The sequence below is a fragment of the Methanohalophilus halophilus genome, from assembly GCF_001889405.1.
Classification (GTDB): Archaea; Halobacteriota; Methanosarcinia; order Methanosarcinales; family Methanosarcinaceae; genus Methanohalophilus; species Methanohalophilus halophilus.
Map to the genome: position 1 here is coordinate 1,224,774 of NZ_CP017921.1, position 16,515 is coordinate 1,241,288.

Below are 16,515 nucleotides of genomic sequence, written 5' to 3' on the forward strand. Positions count from 1 at the left end.
CAATGTTTATGATAGGGGTAAACGTTAGTTGCGGTTCTTAATATTAATCGATCTGGTTAATCTTAGTCATAATAATATATGTATAGTTTTCATCTTATATTGTATCTCATAGGTCAAAGTTCATCCGGGAGATTTACATAATGTAGACTTCCGGAGGTTCCTTCAAAAACGACAGGTGTGTAAAAAACATGCTAAAAGAAGATCCCAGAATTTTGATAATCGATGACGAACCCGACATAATCGAATTGCTGGAAATTTTTCTTGAAAACTTCAAGACAATGTCATCCCTTTCTCCATTAGAGGGACTTGAGATCGCAAAAACTGAACATCCTGATCTAATTATACTTGACGTTATGATGCCTCAGATGAATGGTTATGAGTTATGCAGGGAGATTAAGCAGAATTCCTCTACACAAAACATTCCGGTTTTTATGTACTCAGCTCTTTCTGATAGTTCTGATATTAAAAAAGGACTACAGGCCGGTGCAGATGAGTACCTGAAGAAACCAATCCATCCCTGTGAACTTGAAACAAAGGTGCAGGAGACTCTGCTAAAAAAAAAAGTATTTGAATGCAGGGGTCCTACCAACAAGCCTGTACTACAAAGTTAATACAGTTAGATCAAATCCAATTCCACTGCGTCCTGCACATAGTACTCAAACATTTTTTCACCCCATTTGATGGCAGTTTCATCATAACTGAAAAGGTCTGTTGTAGTATCATATGTAACTCCATCACTCTTGTACAAACCAAGAGAAAGACATTTATCAGTGACAGTAAACCCTAGATTTATATCATTATCGACCATGAATACCTGAAAATTGGGCAATTTCTGAAGTTGGTGAATTTCCTCAATGTATGGTTGTTGTCTTAATTCCTCAACTACACTTTTTGTGACTATTAATTTTACAGGGATGCCTTCCTGAATCCTGTCTCCAAGTATATCAGCATGTCCGGAACTCATAATCGCAGTTATTCCATATATATGGCATGCTTTTTTGATCATATCCAGAAAGTGGTGGTACACATTAAAAATTTCCACATTAGTATCACTGATGATCTCCGAATTATAAAGACTACCTATGGACTCGAGTAAGGGTTGTGGTATAGCCTCCATGTAATGGGACTGCCAGAATTCTTTATGTTCCAATACAGTACCCATGGTCATGACAGAATCTGCAATTTTGGAGGCTACAATTTTTCCTAGGGGTGTTAGCCTGTATTCATGTTCCACACTTTCGATCAACTTTTTCGATTCAAGAATCCTTATCTTTGGAAGCAGGGCCTGTGAAGTACTTCCTGTCACTTCACGTAGTCTTGCCAGTGTGTTATTGTCTTCATAGAGCGACAAAAGCATCTGTGCCTGCAATCTTGACCTATAAATAGCCTGCACGTCCTTTTGTACATCCTCATATATGTCCAGTATATCCATCCGATCTCACTCTCTTAGGAAGAAAGTGGTATTTAATCTATTTAATAATTTCATATTAGATAATTTTGGATATTGCAGCCGCTTTTCATGGACAAATCCAAAAAAAAAGAAAATGGCAAACCAAAAGCGGTCTTTGTATATCCACATTCAATTTTTTTCCAGACCCAGAATAGAATATATTGTACCAATATCCAGGTACTCTTCCATTAACTGTGCCAATTCTTCATAGGGGTCGTCTTCGAGGTCTTCTTCATTGTACTTTATTCCCTTTTTCTCCAGGAGATAGGAAACAAAGGCTTTCCTTATGTTGGCATTGGAAAATAAACCATGAAGATAGGTTCCCACTACCATTCCGCTTTCATCTACGCAACCGTCGTCTCCAAATACAGGAGCAGTTGAACCAGTATCTCCCATGTGAATTTCATAACCACCGATGGTTTCACCTTTTATTGAATCAAAAAGGGGACTTGCCATGTTTACTTTCTTTGTCACCTGAACGGTTTTTTTCTTATATGCATCAAATATGGTATGGATATCCAGCAGCCCCAGTCCTTCATAAGTCGCATCTGCTTCACCCTCAATCGCTGCATCTTCTATTTGTTTACCCAGCATCTGGTAGCCACCACAAATTCCCAGGATAGGTACCTTCCCGGACAGGGATTGGATCTTTTCAGCCATGCCGCTATCAAGCAAATCCTGTAAATCACTTATGGTGTTTTTAGTACCCGGAATAATCACAGCATCAGGCGTGCCTAATTTATCATCCATATCCACATAGCGTATATTTACAATGCGCTCCAGGGGTTCAAAATCTGTAAAATTGGAGATTCTGGGAAGCCGGATCACAGCCACATCGACATCATACATTCCTGATGGAGATGACTTATCCCCGATGGATACCGAATCTTCGGAAGGAATTCCGAGTTTTGAATATGGCATGACTCCCAGTACAGGAATGCCGGTTATCTGTTCCAGCTCTTCTACACCAGCCTGAAGGATGGTGGGATCCCCTCTGAATTTATTAATTATCATTCCCTTGACATTTTGCCTGACATCTTCAGGCAGAAGCTGGATAGTACCATAAAGACTTGCAAAGACTCCTCCTCTTTCGATATCGCCGACAAGTATTATTGGCGCATTAGTAATCCTTGCAGTACCCATGTTTACAATATCCCTTTCATAAAGATTTATTTCAGCTGCTCCGCCTGCACCTTCCATTACGATTACTTCATAATCTTTTCCCAGTGTTTCAAGTGCCTGGCGAAGTACGCCATGAGTTTCCTCTATTGAATCGTAGTAGGAACCTGCACTTTTGTCGGCATAAGGTTTGCCCATAAGTATTACCTGTGAAACCCTGTCACCTTTTGGTTTCAGAAGCACGGGGTTCATCTCAGCTGTGGGTTCAACACCTGCAGCCATGGCCTGTATTGCCTGTGCGATTCCTATTTCCTTGCCATCCGTTGTAATCCACGAATTCAAGCTCATGTTCTGTGCCTTAAACGGGGCAACCCTGTATTTGCGGGAAAATATCCTGCAAAGTCCGGTGACTATCGCACTCTTGCCTACATGCGACGCTGTACCCAGAACAAGTACACTTTTGGGAATACCTTCTCCTTCCATTTACAACAACCTTTTATGTAGCTAGTGATATTGTATAGGTACAATATCCAATCAATTCCAATAAACTTTACTTGGGAGAACAATGTCTGAGCTACTACAAATAAGCGGCGGGCCTACTAAACCCGAAATAATAGCTGTATCATTATCTAAACTTGACTTGAGTGAAGGATGCACCTTTTATGATATAGGATGTGGTACAGGTGCAGTTTCCATTGCTGCTTCAAAGATGGCAAGGAATATAAAATTCACTGCCATTGATGCACGCCAGGAAGCCATTGAAGTTGCAGAAAAGAATTTCGAAAATTTCGGACTCGGTTGTGTAAGGCTCATACACGGTGAATCATCGGAAATTCTTGAACAACTCCCTCCCGAAGAAAGAATTGATTGTGCCTTTGTAGGCGGTACAAAGAATATCGATGCTATTCTCAAATCTCTGGTAAAACATAAAGCAGAAAGCATCATCGTCAATGCAGTAAGGATTGAAACTGTGGTTTCTGTAATGAACCAGATGAAAGAACTTGGAATTTTTGACACTATTATTAATATATCAATATCAAGAGGATATCCAATTACCGGGGAAACCATGTTTAAACCAGAAAATCCCGTGTATATGATATCCGGAAAATACAGTAACATTCAAGGTGATAAAAAATGTTGATAGGAGTAGGACTTGGACCGGGTGAGCCGGATCTTCTTACGCTTAAGGCTGTAAATGCACTTAAGGACAGTGACAAGGTATATGTGCCCGGCAAAATGGCAGAAGAACTGGTTAAACCATATACTGATTCGGAAATACTGGATTTCCCGATGTTGCGTGATTATGATGTGCTAAACGAAATATGGAAAAAGAATGCTGACATCATTGCCAATGAAGCAAGGAATGGAACCGTCGTATTCGGTCTGATAGGGGATCCTAACTTTTTCTCAACATTTACACATTTAAAGAGAGTCATGCATAAATACTACCCCGATGTTGAAACCGCAACAATACCTGGTATCAGCTCAATTACTTCTTTTGCCTCACGTACCGATTCAGAAATTGATTCATCTTTTGAAGTATCTGATGGCTCTGACAAAAAATCAAAGATTGTACTCAAAGCAAAACATACACAGGACATTATCCGTAACCTTACAGAAGAAGGATATGATAATTTTATATTTGCCGAAAGGCTGTTCCTGGACCGGGAAAGGATTATAAAAGGCAAAGAGAATATTCCTGAGAAAGGTAATTATTTCAGTATTATCTATGCTGAAAAGGGAGAGAAATAACATGGATGACAAAATTGCTTTTGTCGGAGCCGGTCCGGGAAATGCCAAATTGATCACTGTGCTTGGCAAGGAAAAACTGGAGGAAGCCGATCTTGTGGTATATGCCGGTTCACTGGTAAACCCCGAAGTGCTTGAATATTCAAACGGGAAAAAGATAGACAGCTATGGAATGACTCTTGAAGAAACTACCAAAGTGATGGTTGATGCACTTAATGAAGGCAAGAAAGTTGTCCGGCTGCACAGTGGAGATCCATCCCTTTATGGTTCTATCATCGAACAGATGGAAGAATTGAAAAAATACGATATTGAAGTTGAAAGGGTGCCGGGAGTATCCTCCGTATTTGCTGTTGCTTCAGCTCTTAACACCCAGCTGACATTAAACGGTGTTTCCGATTCCCTTATTATAACCCGGCCTGCGGGCAAGACATTGGGAGATGACCAGATTCCTGCCCTTTCCAGACACGGCCAGACCATGGCTATCTTTTTGGGCACCCAGAAGATTGAACAGATCATGGAAAAACTGGAATGTCCTTCAGACACTCCGGTTGCTGTAATTTACCATGCATCCTGGGATGATGAACAGGTAATCTACGGAAATGTGGAAACAATTGCCCAAAAGGTCAAAGAAGCAGGAATCCAGCGCTCTGCCATGATTATTATCGGAGGTGTGGTGGATCCGAAAAATTACAGGAGGTCACACCTATACGGAGTACACCAGCCACCGCTGTAATAACCTTCAATCGCAATATGGATGTGGCTCGCAAGATCACAGAACATGTGGGAGCAGACCTGCTTATCTATAGCAAAAACATATTTAAGGAAGCCTTTGAAAAATATGACCGGATAATTGCTGTTTTTGCTACAGGTATAGTTGTCCGGGATATTGCTCCTCTCATTAAAGATAAGTGGACCGATCCGGCGGTTGTGGTGGTGGATTCGAATCTCAATTTTGCAATCCCTGTCCTGGGTGGACACCACGGAGGCAATGAACTGGTCCGAAAGATTGCTGAAATTGGTGCGACACCCGTAATAACAACAGCAACTGAAGTCCACAATCGCAACTCTGTTGAAGGTATTGCCAAAAAAATGGGGTGCGACATAGTGAACAAGGAATCCACAAAGGATGTGAATTGTGCACTGCTGGATCAGGATGTCGAGGTTTTGAAAATAAAGGGGCCAAAAATTGTGATCGTGGATAGTGATGTGTCCGTACTTAAAATGGAACAGGAAGATACATGATTATAGGAATCGGTGCCCGCAGGGGGATCCACGAGGAAGAAGTCCTCGAAGCCATCGCACAGGCACTGGAAACAACAAATACCAGAAAGGAAGATATAGAAGCGCTGGCCTCAGCGGAACTTAAAAAAGATGAACAGGGGCTTAAAAACGCAGCCGAAATTATAGGCGTGCCCATTCACTTCCTGCCCCACTCCAAACTTAATGAAATTGATGTGCCTTCTAAATCCAGGGCATCAAGATTTGGTCTTAAAGGTGTGGCAGAACCCTGTGCACTTGCACTTTCTACTAACCAGAATCTGATAATGAAAAAGAAAGTATATGGAAGGATTACAATTGCAATCGCAGACTAATAAAAAAGGAAAACTCTATGTAATCGGGATTGGACCCGGTTCGGTGGAACAACTTACCATTGCATCCAGGGATGCTATCCTGAATTCTGATTATATAATCGGCAATGGTACATACCTGGACCAGGTCAAGGAACTTCTCAATGGCCAGGAAATCATCAGGAGTCATATGGGAAAGGAAGTTGAACGTGCCAAAAAGGCAGTGGAACTTGCAGCTGACAATGTTGTCTCAATGGTAAGCGGTGGAGATGCCAATGTATATGGCATGGCCGGCCTTGTGCTGGAAGTTGCTGAACATCATGAACTTGATGTGGATATTGAAGTCCTGCCCGGCGTTACTGCTATTACGGCAGGAGCAAGTGTACTGGGTGCACCCATTGTCAATGATTTTGCAGTGATAAGCCTCAGTGACCTGTTAACTCCATGGGAACGTATCGAAAAGAGACTCAGGGCTGCTTCAGAGGCGGATTTTATCATATCCCTCTACAATCCGAAGAGCAGGCAACGCAACTCCAATTTCAGGAGAGCTATTGAAATCATACAGGAAACAAGGGAAGGCTCATCTCCTGTGGGACTTGTGAAGAATGCATTGCGCGGAGATTCCCAGGAAATGAAGGTAACGACCCTTGGCAAGGTGCTGGATTATGACGACTGGGTGGATATGAGGACTATGATATTGATCACAACCCCTGAATCCCGCATATGGGGCAAAAAAGGCATGGAAAAGATAATAACTCCCAGGGGGTATCAGAGAAAATATGACTACTGAAGAAAAAAACGGTCAGGAACTTGAGAACCTTGTGGAAATCACAATGGAAGCAGAACCTGAACTCGTAGAAATGTGCAGGGATATGGGCGCCCAGACAGAAGAAGCAAAAGCCATTTACATGACCAGCAGGCGTATTGCTAGCAAACTGGTTGGAGATGATTCTCCTCAGGGACGTGTCAGGCAGAGGTGCATGATATCCACAGGCGACCCTGAAGTTGCCGAAATAATGCGCTTCAAGAATGATCCAATTAAGGCAGGGGTAGAAGCTATCAAAAAAGGTGCTCCCATTTTTGTTGATATCAATATGGTCAAAGCCGGTGTTACTAAAAAGGGCCATGATTGCCCGGTAATTTGCGTCCTTGATGAAGACAAAGATGCACAAATCGCTCACAAATATGGCATTACAAGAACAGCAGCCGGGTTTTTGAATTGTCGTGACAGGCTTGAAGGAGCAATCGTAGCCATAGGAAACGCTCCTTCAGCTGCATTTGCAGTATGCCGCATGATCGACCATGGGATAAAACCTGCTCTTGTGATTGGAACACCTGTAGGATTTGTCAATTCCGCTGAATCCAAGGAAGAGGTTCGCAAACGGGACATTCCTTCAATAACCTGTGTAGGTACACGGGGTGGGACACCTATAGCTGTAGCCTGTGTCAATGAAATTGTGGCGATCAAAAGAGATGAAGAAACCTGTGACTGATCAGAAGGTCACAAAAGGGTTGATGCTGAGCATCCAGATACCTGCGATAATCAGCACTAACCCTGCTCCTTTTTTTATATAATTCTGATATTTTGCAACATTGCCAAAATTGCCCGTAAAATGGGCGGAGTAGGCAACCAATAGCATCGGTATCGCAAATCCCAGGGAATAAACGGAAAGCATTGCTGCCCCGTAATATATATTCCCTTCAACAGCTATCCTGGTGAGCACTGCGCCGAGAATCGGGCCGATACAGGGAAGCCACACAACACCCAGGGAAAGGCCCAGGAGCAACCCCCCGCTTACTCCCCGATTTGCGCTGGCAGGCACAGATATTTTTGAAAAGATATTGAATATTTCCACATTGCTGACCATAATGATACCAAAACCAATAATGACAGCAGCAGCCAGGATGTTCAGGTAGGCCAGGTAGTCGCGCAGCGCATAACCAAACGCAGATGTCACAATTCCCATCAATACAAAGGATATGCACAACCCTACAACAATGGCAAGGGGTCTGAAACGACCCCTGTCTGTGGATGAGGCGAATAGGGCGGGTAGCAGGGGGAAAACGCAGGGTGAAGCAATGCTAACAATACCTGCGACAAAGATTGCAATGGGAGTAATATTATCAGTGACCACTTGTATCCTGTCCTTATATCATGATGTATTATTCTGTCTGTAGGCGATAGCATTGTCCAGTGCCTGCCTGAGGATGTTACCATCCGTCAGTCCCACATAACGCGTGGATCCCCTGTCAAAGGAAACATTGCCATCAGGGCCCATGAACAGATACCTGTCATCTTTGATTCCTGCAATGACACTCATGTCGGGTATTGAATATACTCCGAAGAACGAAGCTGCATCACGCTCTTCATTAATATTGACCATGATCACAGAGGCCTCACCCTCATAATCATCTGCAATGATATCCAGAATAATATCCTGGTCTCTACAGGGAGCACATGTCGGTGAACCGAACTTGATTAGCACAGGTTCCTCTTCCAATAACGTGTTCAGCTGCTCGATATCTTTAATGTTTGATTCCTGTACAATAGTTTCCTGTTGCTGGTTAACTTCAGGAGTTGTGCAGCCAGCAGCCATAAATGCCAGTAGCATCACAATCAGCACAAATCCATATATAATTCTGTTACCCGCTATCATACATTAAAAGAGTGTTATATTAAAATATAAGTATTATGCATGGTATGCCCAAATTTACACAAAACCGTGGTGTAAAAAAATCAGGCACTTTTAAGTTTCCACTTCAACAGTACCCCTTCCTCCATCTTTTCAGCACTTATAAGAGAACATGCGGGGATGTCGGCTTCATCAAACCCATCACCGTCAATAAGAGTAGGAGCGGTTGAACCTCCTATTATGAGATTTCCGATAAAAGAATATATTTCATCCACAAGCCCGTTTTTTATAAGTCCCCAGTTAAGGCCAGCACCACCTTCAACCATAAGTCGGTGTATGCCCATTTCATCAAGTATGGATAACAATTCAGAAAGATCCACCTGATCTCCGCCAACCATTATGACCATGGCATTTTCTCTAAGTGATTCGACCCTGTCAAAAGCTGCACTTTCGGAAACTGCAATTATTCTTTTGCCAGCACCCTTCATGAATATGTCAGCATCTGTTGGAATACGTGCCTTGCTATCTACCACTATTCGTACGGGATTTTCATCAAGTCCTTTTTCAAGCCTTTCAGACCGCCTTCCATCGGACTTGACAGTGAGGCTGGGATCATCAGCAAGAACCGTTCCAATTCCTACCATTACTGCATCAGAACTTGCTCGCAATTCGTCCATTCTTTCAAAATCCACATCCCCTGATATCCTTACCTGACGTCGCTGTCGGGTGGATATTTTCCCGTCAATGGACATTGCAGCATTTATAAATGTAAAGGGAGTGGGCATGAAAATCCCTTCAGCTTCAATTATAAGATCAGCTATTGATCAGTGCTTTCATGAGATAACGGTCCCTCAGCAGGCCAATGAATACACCGTTTGCATCCACCACAGGAACCTGATCGACCCTGTTTCTTTTCATTTTAAGAGCACATTCACTAACACTCATATTACTGGACGCCTTGACCAGATCGGTGACCATCACTTCTTTTACAGGCACATCCGGAACTTTTATTCTGGATACACTATAATATATGCTGAGAGTATCGCGCATGGATTCCCATGTCCATTCATCATCGTCAGAACCAGCAGACATATCCGACATTTCAAGGGAATCCTCTATGACACTTGCACTGATTATATCACGATCAGATATTATACCTACCAGATCAAGTTCTGAATTAAGAACCGGAACTGCTTTTATATGTGCAAGTTCCATGTTCCTGGCGACTAAGGGCAAAGGTGTTTCACACCATACCGGGCCAATACCTCTTCTGCCCAGATATTTACTTATTGGATCATCGAGTTGCAGAGAGGCCATACTTGCAACAATATCGGCAACTGTTATCATACCTTCAAGTTTGCCGTCATCATCCACAACCGGCAACCTTCTGAAGCCATAATCAATTAGGTATTGCGCAGCTTTTTTGATATTATCTTCCGGTTTTACCTTTATGGGATCCCGTGTCATAAGCAAAGCAATCTGTTCTTCTTCAGGATTGCTCAGAAGATTACTTCTACTTACGATACCAACCACTCGATTATCTTTGATCACCGGCACACCGGATACCTTTTTATCTTTCAGGATACTCAGCACCTCATCTCGTGAACCGGGCAGAGTGGCTGCGGCGACATTAGTCACCATGATGTCCTTAATAAGGGTTTTTTCTGGCATTTTTAAATAACCTCAATAAAATCTTTTATTGATTTTTATTCCTTTCCATTTCCCCTTACTACCATAACGGGGACATGTGAGTTGCGGGTGACCTTTTCTGCAACGCTTCCAAGAAGGAACCTGTCAAGTCCACTTTTACCGTGGGTACCCATAACTATAAGGTCAACTCCATTGTTTTCAGCAAAATCAATTATCTCATGACCCGGATGGCCTTCAAGCAATTTTGATTCTATTTCAATATCCTTTCCGGTGTCAGATATCACTTTATCGGTTATTTCCTTCCCTTCCTTTTCAAGAAGTTCATACATCATTTCCCATCCGCCATCCATGGGAATGGAATCAAATGATGCGGTATCCACGACATATGTCACGTATACTCTGGCACCACTGAGTTTTGCCAGCTCAATTCCATAAGAGACCGCTTTTTTGTTCTCTGTGGAACCATCGGTAGCGATCAGTATTTTTTTGTAGATTTCACTTGCCATGTTTGATCTCTCGAATAAATGAATAGATTAATGGATTATTGATAAAATATCGTCTGGCCTTGCCCGACGAACAAGACCACTTAATACATCCTGTATTCCTTTAAGATTATTTGACGTTCCATCCAATACCATCAGGTTTGCCTTATACCCTTCCCGAAGAGGGCCTTTTCCCTCCAACTCCAATATTGATGCCCCATTAAGTGTGCACATTTTAAATACTTGTCTATCCTCAAGTCCAAATACCTTTGAAAGGAACTCCATCTCAGAGAACATATTTACAGAATTCAGCATAACATTGTCAGTACCTATGCCCACATTTATGCCGGATTTCAACATTTCAGCAACAGGTGCCATTCCTACCCCTGTAAGGAAATTGGATCTGGGGCAGACAACCACCGGAATAGATGCATCGGCAACGTTTTTGAGGTCTGACTGCACTGCCTGTGTCAGATGGACAAGCATATCCGGCTGCAGTGATAGGGCATCTTTAATATCGTGACGGGATTTTTCACCGGCATGTATACAAAAAGGGCGTCTGGATTTGTGACAGGTATCTGCAATCTGTTCCAGTAGATTCAAATCGATATCATGTGCACCGCTCATACCTATACCATCGGCCTGGGAAAGGAGTAAGGAAATTCCCTCCTGCATAGGCATACTGAGCTCCCTGCTGTCGGGTCTTGCAAATATTCTGGAATCAATATCCGTATCTTTTAATGCATCCTTCAGTGCCAGCACACCTCTGTTTCCCCCTTCCCGGAAATCTGCAAAACCGGTGGTCCCAGTGGCAAGCATATCCCTGATGGAAAATTTCATGTATTCTACAAGTTCCCTGTCAGAAGTTTTTGCAAGGATGCGGTGTTTTAAGCCATCCGGTGGCCTGACCAGACTGTTCAGGTCTCTTTGTATCACAAAATCCTCAGCCGGGCCTATACAGGGGTCTTTACAAACCGAGTCTCCTATATGGGTGTGACAGTTGGTAAAACAGGGAGCAATAATATTTTCAGAAGATGTCGGCTCCTCACACACTTCATGTATGATGCCATCCCGGACACATACATAACCTTTCACCAAAGACAGATCATCCCCATAGAGGATGTTGCCATAAATAATCTGTTCACGTGCCATTGAAGACATAATCCTGTATTCATATGTATTAATAATTAAAAAATTAACGCTGGATATATCCTGTTTAAATTTTGCAGTTACATCCTTTTTTCCTGAGGGCTTCTTTTTGCTCATCAATGGATGTTATAAGAGTGTCCTGCCTGGATTCCCCTGTCGCAAAGGTAGGTTCAAGGGGACTGTGGTGGTTATACCCCCGCTTCTGCATTTCGCTAACAAGGTTTTCATGGCGCAGGTACAGGGCGTGTAATTTACCTTTCCAGCGAAGAGTTTCAGGATGATTGGAATAAGCCTTTTTATTTTTAGTGATAATGGACCAGAGAGCGTGCAATTCCCTGTGTTCTCCAAGCAGATGCTGTCTGCAAAGCTCGGATGGTGGCAAATCCCATATTCTCATGTAATATAGATTAATTTATTCTTATTTGAAATTAACAATATGTGATTCAGGCATCCAAAACAAAAAATATATTTAACAATGATGTAACCTACTCAATCTTCAATTACAATCATTAATTCATATCAGGTTAGATACGATGAAAATCAGCAAACCAAGAGGAACAAGGGATTTCCTTCCTGAGAATACGCGATTGAGACGTTTTGTTGAAAACAGGATGAGAGACGTAGTTTCCAGATGGGGATACAGCGAAATAATCACTCCTACCTTCGAAAATCTCGAACTATTCACCCTCAAGTCCGGAGAAGGAGTTACAGGTGAGATTTACAATTTTTCCGATAAGGGTGACAGGGAACTTGCCCTGCGTCCGGAACTCACCGCACCTGTCATGCGGATGTATGTGAATGAAATGCAGGCAACACCCCGTCCGTTAAAACTCTTCTATTTTGAGAATTGTTTCCGCTATGAGAGGCCCCAAAAGGGACGTTTCAGGGAATTCTGGCAATTTGGAGTTGAGACCATTGGCAGCAGCCGTCCTGATGCTGATGCCGAAGTAATAGCTCTTGCAGAAGAAATGATCGAATCTGTAGGGATCAAGGGGGACCTGCGTGTAGGGCATCTGGGGATTATCCGTCATATACTTGAAGAACTCGAACCGGAGCAACAAACAAAGATCATGAGGCTTGTGGATAAAAAGGACGATACCGGGCTTGATGATTATCTTGAACAAATCAATGCATCAATAGAGCTTCGCAACGAGCTGTTTGAACTTGTTAGCATCACCGGAGATGATGCAATAGAAAAAGCAAGGCAAATTGTGGGGGATATTGAAGAACTCCAAATTTTTGAAGAACTGACACAAATCCTGGATGCCTATAATGTGGAATATTCCGTTGACTTTGGTATTGCCAGGGGTCTTGACTATTACACAGGCATGGTTTTTGAGATATATGCCCGCAATCTAGGAGCCCAGAACCAGATTTGTGGAGGTGGCTCCTACCAGTTGATACAGCTTTTCGGGGGAGGAGATGTCCCTTCAACCGGATTTGGACTTGGTTTTGATCGTATAATGGAGATATGCGAACTGGAACCTGGGCAAAAAAGGGAAGTTGTGCTTGTGGCAACAGATGACACCCGTCTGGATGCAATAGGGATTGTGCGCGAATTACGTAGGGAAGTGCCTGTCTATCTCGATATAATGAAACGAAACTTCAAGGGCCAGCTTTCCCACGCCAATAACATCGGTGCCAAGTATGTGGTGATAGTGGGCAAAAGGGAAATGGAGGCTGGCAAGGTTACCCTGAAGGATATGGAATCCGGCGAACAACACCAATTGACCGTTGAAGAGGCCAGGGAACATATTCTCAAAAGTGGATTGTAATGGCTATCGTAGATTCCATGCATACAGCCGTAATGGCACAAAATATATAACCAATGTGCCTTTAATTAGCACCACTTCGCCACTACAGGGAATCTCCCAACGTTCATACCTGTAACTTTATCGCCACTTTAAATTCAAATCAAAATAATAAGGAGTAATCATAATGGCAAAAATGCACACTCGCAGAAAAGGCCAGGCAGGGTCCACAAAACCCATTCGTACAGAAGTACCCGCATGGTCTTTGCAGGATGCAGAAGAGATCGAAAAGGTGGTTCTTGACTTGTGGAAGCAAGGCAACCCCACCAGTGTCATCGGAATGAAGTTGAGAGATAACTATGGAGTTCCTGATGTCAAACTCGCTACAGGAAAGAAGCTCACTGCTATCCTGAAAGAAAGTGAAGTAGCACCTGGTGTTCCTGAGGACCTGTACAATCTTATCGTAAAAGCTATTGGTTTGAGAAAACATGTTGCAGCCAATAACAAAGATGTACATAACAAGCGTCCTCTTCAGCTTACCGAATCCAAAATTCGCAGACTGGTTAAATATTATAAGGCAAACAAAGTCCTCCCCGCCGAATGGAAATATAAACCAGAAACCGCAGAAATGCTTATTACTAAGTAAACGGGAAGTTGCATAATTTCCCAACTTTTTTTAATTTAGTTCTTTTTTTCCTGCTGTATGTCTTCGTTCAATTGCCATTTATTTAAGGCAATGTGAAGACAATCATGATACAAATCAATAGAAGTATAAATGTGTGCTGCATAATGAATCCTTTAATATCAAAATCACTCCATGTATAATTAGCATATGTGGACTGGCAGGTGAAAGTTTTTGGAAAAATTGCGACCCATTGCAAAAATGGCATCTGAAAAAATCAGTGAATACTCACGTGTAAGACTCATATCCCATAATGATGCAGACGGGATTACCGCAGCAGCTGTAATGTGCCATGCCCTGCTGAGGGAAGACATAGTTTTCCATGCAAGTATTGTAAGCCGGCTAGATGAAAATGTTGTGGAAACAGTTAACAACAGCACTGATAATGGTGATCTCGTACTTTTCTGTGACATGGGGAGCGGCCAGCCTGAATTGATTGAAAAAGTCAAAAATGACATCATTATAATAGACCACCATGCACCCGTGGGTGACACAACGGCACACGTAATGGTAAACCCTCATCTTGCAGACATTGATGGTGCTTACTATATGTGCGCCTCAACAACTGCTTATGTTGTTGCAACAGAACTAAATCCCGAAAATAAAGAGCTTGCAGGACTTGCAATTGCAGGTGCCATAGGGGATAAACAACTTTTTGACAGGGAGAATGGCCTGATCCTGAAAGAAGGAATTGAAAGCGGCTCTGTTTCCATAAGGAAAGGATTAAAGATCGGAGATGGTGACTTGGCAGAAGTGCTGGAAAGAACACCTGAACCCTACCTTGACATAACAGGTGAAAAAGAAAAGATCGAAAACTTCCTTAATATCCTGGGTATCAGTGGCCCTATCGAAGAACTTGATGAAAACCAGATGAAAAAACTTACTTCCGCTGTGGCACTTAAACTGACAAAAAAAGCCAGTCCTGAAGCGGTTGATGCCAGCATCGGTGAAGTCTGCATTCTCAACCACGAGACCATACCTAATGTATACGATATGGTAACCCTCCTCAATTGCTGTGGCAAACTTGAACGTGGAGGTCTTGCCCTTACTGCCTGCCTGAGGGATGAAAAGGCTGCAGAAGAAGGCTGGAAGATTGCGGAACAATACCAGCAAGTTTTGATGGCACAAATCAAAAAGGCAGAGAAGAAGATCCAAAAACGGCACCATCTCAGGTTTATTCAGGGAGAAGACATGGAAGCCACCGGCATGATCGCAGGTGTTGTCATCAGGTACATACACCCTGATCTGCCCTTCATTGCCCTGAACAAAGTTGATGATATTGTTAAAATTTCAGGAAGAGGAACCCGCAAACTTGTAGAAGGCGGACTGGATCTTGCAGTTGCCTTAAGAGAGGCAGCCTCCGGAGTAGGAGGTAGCGGAGGGGGACATAACATAGCATCCGGTGCGGCCATACCGCCGGGAAGTGAAGAAGAGTTCCTGGAAGCCCTGGATTCCATTATCGCAAAACAGATGGGATACAATGCAGATGAAAATTAAAAGCACACTTAACCTGCCTGTCGGTCAAAGGGGCAAAATAATTATTGAATCATTAAGACCGGACAATCTAGCGAATATGGAAAGTAAAACCCTCTCCGATGAAAATTCCATAACTTTGAGGACAGAAAAACTTTCTTCTCTGATATCTGTTATGGACGATCTTCTTATGAATGCCAAAATTGCCGAAGACCTGGATCTCAATGGGACAAAAAATGATTAATTCATTCGAAGATTTAGAGGAGGAAATAAATTCATGTACTGCGTGCCAGCTCCATGAATCCGCAACCCACAAAGTAATAATGAAGGGTGGGCAAAATCCAAAAGTACTTTTCATAGGTGAAGCCCCCGGCAAGAATGAGGATGCAAGCGGAATACCTTTCTGTGGCAGGGCCGGCAAAATCCTGGATGGTATGATAGAAGATATGGATATTCAGCAGAAAGATTGGGCTGTGATCAATACAGTCAAATGCAGACCTCCTGATAACCGCAGGCCCCGTAAAGGAGAACTTGCCGCATGCCGGGCTTTTTTTGAAAGGCAAATCGAAATGCTTGATCCTGATGTGATTATTCTGCTCGGAAATACTGCTGAGGAAGCTTTTTTGGGAAACAGGCAACTTCAGTGGGGAGAATGCAGGGAAATAGACGGCATAAATGTGGTGAAATTCTATCATCCTGCAGCCCTCATATATACCAAAAGTCGCCAGCCTGAACAGCAAGAGTTTATAGAAAAAAACAGTGCATTATGGTAAATCCATTCGTTCTTCCAATATGGTGGTTTGTGCCAT

At 42.8% G+C, this 16,515-nt stretch carries 22 protein-coding genes; 13 read left to right on the plus strand and 9 right to left on the minus strand.

The annotated features are described in order from the left end of the window. The first annotated feature begins 188 nt into the window (after positions 1 to 188). On the plus strand, positions 189 to 611 hold the full coding sequence (locus BHR79_RS06300) for a response regulator (RefSeq protein WP_072561555.1): 423 nt from the start codon (positions 189 to 191) through the stop codon (positions 609 to 611). 5 nt (positions 612 to 616) lie between these two features. Here the strand turns inward: BHR79_RS06300 and BHR79_RS06305 are convergent, their stop codons facing one another. Both BHR79_RS06305 and BHR79_RS06310 read right to left on the minus strand, forming a co-directional pair. Continuing rightward, positions 617 to 1,432, minus strand: a complete 816-nt coding sequence (locus BHR79_RS06305; protein ID WP_072561556.1) for a helix-turn-helix transcriptional regulator — start codon at positions 1,430 to 1,432, stop codon at positions 617 to 619. 147 nt (positions 1,433 to 1,579) lie between these two features. Further along, complete coding sequence (locus tag BHR79_RS06310; protein WP_072561557.1) at positions 1,580 to 3,052, minus strand: cobyric acid synthase; 1,473 nt, start codon at positions 3,050 to 3,052, stop codon at positions 1,580 to 1,582. 82 nt (positions 3,053 to 3,134) lie between these two features. Here BHR79_RS06310 and cbiT point away from each other — a divergent pair, with 82 nt between their 5' ends. The 7 genes from cbiT to BHR79_RS06345 are packed head-to-tail and all read left to right on the plus strand — an operon-like array spanning position 3,135 to position 7,379. Beyond that, positions 3,135 to 3,710: a precorrin-6Y C5,15-methyltransferase (decarboxylating) subunit CbiT gene (gene cbiT, locus BHR79_RS06315; protein WP_072561558.1), complete on the plus strand. Its 576-nt coding sequence runs from the start codon at positions 3,135 to 3,137 to the stop codon at positions 3,708 to 3,710. Continuing rightward, positions 3,704 to 4,321 carry a cobalt-factor II C(20)-methyltransferase gene (locus tag BHR79_RS06320; RefSeq protein WP_072561559.1) on the plus strand — a complete coding sequence of 206 codons (618 nt, stop codon included), beginning with the start codon at positions 3,704 to 3,706 and terminating at the stop codon, positions 4,319 to 4,321. Before cbiT ends, BHR79_RS06320 begins: the two co-directional genes overlap by 7 nt. 1 nt (position 4,322) lies before the next feature. Continuing rightward, a complete protein-coding gene (locus BHR79_RS06325; protein ID WP_072562323.1) occupies positions 4,323 to 5,051 on the plus strand; it encodes a cobalt-precorrin-4/precorrin-4 C(11)-methyltransferase in 729 nt (242 codons plus the stop codon). 17 nt (positions 5,052 to 5,068) lie between these two features. Next, entirely contained in the window at positions 5,069 to 5,560 is a 492-nt protein-coding gene (locus tag BHR79_RS06330) for a cobalamin biosynthesis protein CbiG (protein WP_072561560.1), read from the plus strand. Beyond that, on the plus strand, positions 5,557 to 5,910 hold the full coding sequence (locus BHR79_RS06335; RefSeq protein ID WP_072561561.1) for a cobalamin biosynthesis protein: 354 nt from the start codon (positions 5,557 to 5,559) through the stop codon (positions 5,908 to 5,910). The genes BHR79_RS06330 and BHR79_RS06335 overlap by 4 nt, the downstream gene beginning before the upstream one ends. Then, a complete protein-coding gene (gene cobJ / locus BHR79_RS06340; protein ID WP_072561562.1) occupies positions 5,879 to 6,676 on the plus strand; it encodes a precorrin-3B C(17)-methyltransferase in 798 nt (265 codons plus the stop codon). The genes BHR79_RS06335 and cobJ overlap by 32 nt, the downstream gene beginning before the upstream one ends. Next, positions 6,666 to 7,379 (plus strand): precorrin-8X methylmutase, encoded by a 714-nt coding sequence (locus tag BHR79_RS06345; RefSeq protein WP_072561563.1) that lies wholly within the window; start codon positions 6,666 to 6,668, stop codon positions 7,377 to 7,379. Before cobJ ends, BHR79_RS06345 begins: the two co-directional genes overlap by 11 nt. Here the strand turns inward: BHR79_RS06345 and BHR79_RS06350 are convergent, their stop codons facing one another. The 7 genes from BHR79_RS06350 to BHR79_RS06380 all read right to left on the minus strand — a co-directional run bounded on the left by BHR79_RS06350 (position 7,380) and on the right by BHR79_RS06380 (position 12,197). Next, the gene (locus tag BHR79_RS06350; protein WP_072561564.1) at positions 7,380 to 8,021 is read right to left on the minus strand and encodes a cytochrome c biogenesis CcdA family protein; all 642 of its coding nucleotides are present in this window, start codon (positions 8,019 to 8,021) and stop codon (positions 7,380 to 7,382) included. It lies immediately after the preceding gene. 18 nt (positions 8,022 to 8,039) lie between these two features. Further along, positions 8,040 to 8,498 carry a thioredoxin family protein gene (locus tag BHR79_RS06355; protein ID WP_169818159.1) on the minus strand — a complete coding sequence of 153 codons (459 nt, stop codon included), beginning with the start codon at positions 8,496 to 8,498 and terminating at the stop codon, positions 8,040 to 8,042. 125 nt (positions 8,499 to 8,623) lie between these two features. Further along, positions 8,624 to 9,304 (minus strand): 2,5-diamino-6-(ribosylamino)-4(3H)-pyrimidinone 5'-phosphate reductase, encoded by a 681-nt coding sequence (locus BHR79_RS06360; RefSeq protein ID WP_072561566.1) that lies wholly within the window; start codon positions 9,302 to 9,304, stop codon positions 8,624 to 8,626. Between the two features lie 28 nt (positions 9,305 to 9,332). Continuing rightward, positions 9,333 to 10,190: a CBS domain-containing protein gene (locus tag BHR79_RS06365; RefSeq protein ID WP_072561567.1), complete on the minus strand. Its 858-nt coding sequence runs from the start codon at positions 10,188 to 10,190 to the stop codon at positions 9,333 to 9,335. A 35-nt stretch (positions 10,191 to 10,225) separates the two neighbouring features. Then, positions 10,226 to 10,675 (minus strand): universal stress protein, encoded by a 450-nt coding sequence (locus BHR79_RS06370; RefSeq protein ID WP_072561568.1) that lies wholly within the window; start codon positions 10,673 to 10,675, stop codon positions 10,226 to 10,228. A 27-nt stretch (positions 10,676 to 10,702) separates the two neighbouring features. Continuing rightward, positions 10,703 to 11,812 (minus strand): amidohydrolase family protein, encoded by a 1,110-nt coding sequence (locus BHR79_RS06375; protein ID WP_083433122.1) that lies wholly within the window; start codon positions 11,810 to 11,812, stop codon positions 10,703 to 10,705. A 55-nt stretch (positions 11,813 to 11,867) separates the two neighbouring features. Beyond that, entirely contained in the window at positions 11,868 to 12,197 is a 330-nt protein-coding gene (locus BHR79_RS06380; RefSeq protein WP_072561569.1) for a pyrimidine dimer DNA glycosylase/endonuclease V, read from the minus strand. Between the two features lie 136 nt (positions 12,198 to 12,333). Here BHR79_RS06380 and hisS point away from each other — a divergent pair, with 136 nt between their 5' ends. From hisS to BHR79_RS06405, 5 genes are all read left to right on the plus strand, one after another. Next, on the plus strand, positions 12,334 to 13,575 hold the full coding sequence (hisS, locus tag BHR79_RS06385; RefSeq protein WP_072561570.1) for a histidine--tRNA ligase: 1,242 nt from the start codon (positions 12,334 to 12,336) through the stop codon (positions 13,573 to 13,575). A 163-nt stretch (positions 13,576 to 13,738) separates the two neighbouring features. Then, positions 13,739 to 14,197, plus strand: coding sequence for a 30S ribosomal protein S15 (locus BHR79_RS06390; RefSeq protein WP_072561571.1), 459 nt, complete (start codon positions 13,739 to 13,741; stop codon positions 14,195 to 14,197). A gap of 237 nt (positions 14,198 to 14,434) precedes the next feature. Continuing rightward, complete coding sequence (locus BHR79_RS06395; protein WP_072562325.1) at positions 14,435 to 15,730, plus strand: DHH family phosphoesterase; 1,296 nt, start codon at positions 14,435 to 14,437, stop codon at positions 15,728 to 15,730. Continuing rightward, a complete protein-coding gene (locus tag BHR79_RS06400) occupies positions 15,714 to 15,950 on the plus strand; it encodes a KEOPS complex subunit Pcc1 (protein WP_091829024.1) in 237 nt (78 codons plus the stop codon). The genes BHR79_RS06395 and BHR79_RS06400 overlap by 17 nt, the downstream gene beginning before the upstream one ends. Further along, on the plus strand, positions 15,943 to 16,479 hold the full coding sequence (locus tag BHR79_RS06405) for a uracil-DNA glycosylase (RefSeq protein WP_072561572.1): 537 nt from the start codon (positions 15,943 to 15,945) through the stop codon (positions 16,477 to 16,479). The genes BHR79_RS06400 and BHR79_RS06405 overlap by 8 nt, the downstream gene beginning before the upstream one ends. The last annotated feature ends 36 nt before the right edge of the window (positions 16,480 to 16,515 follow it).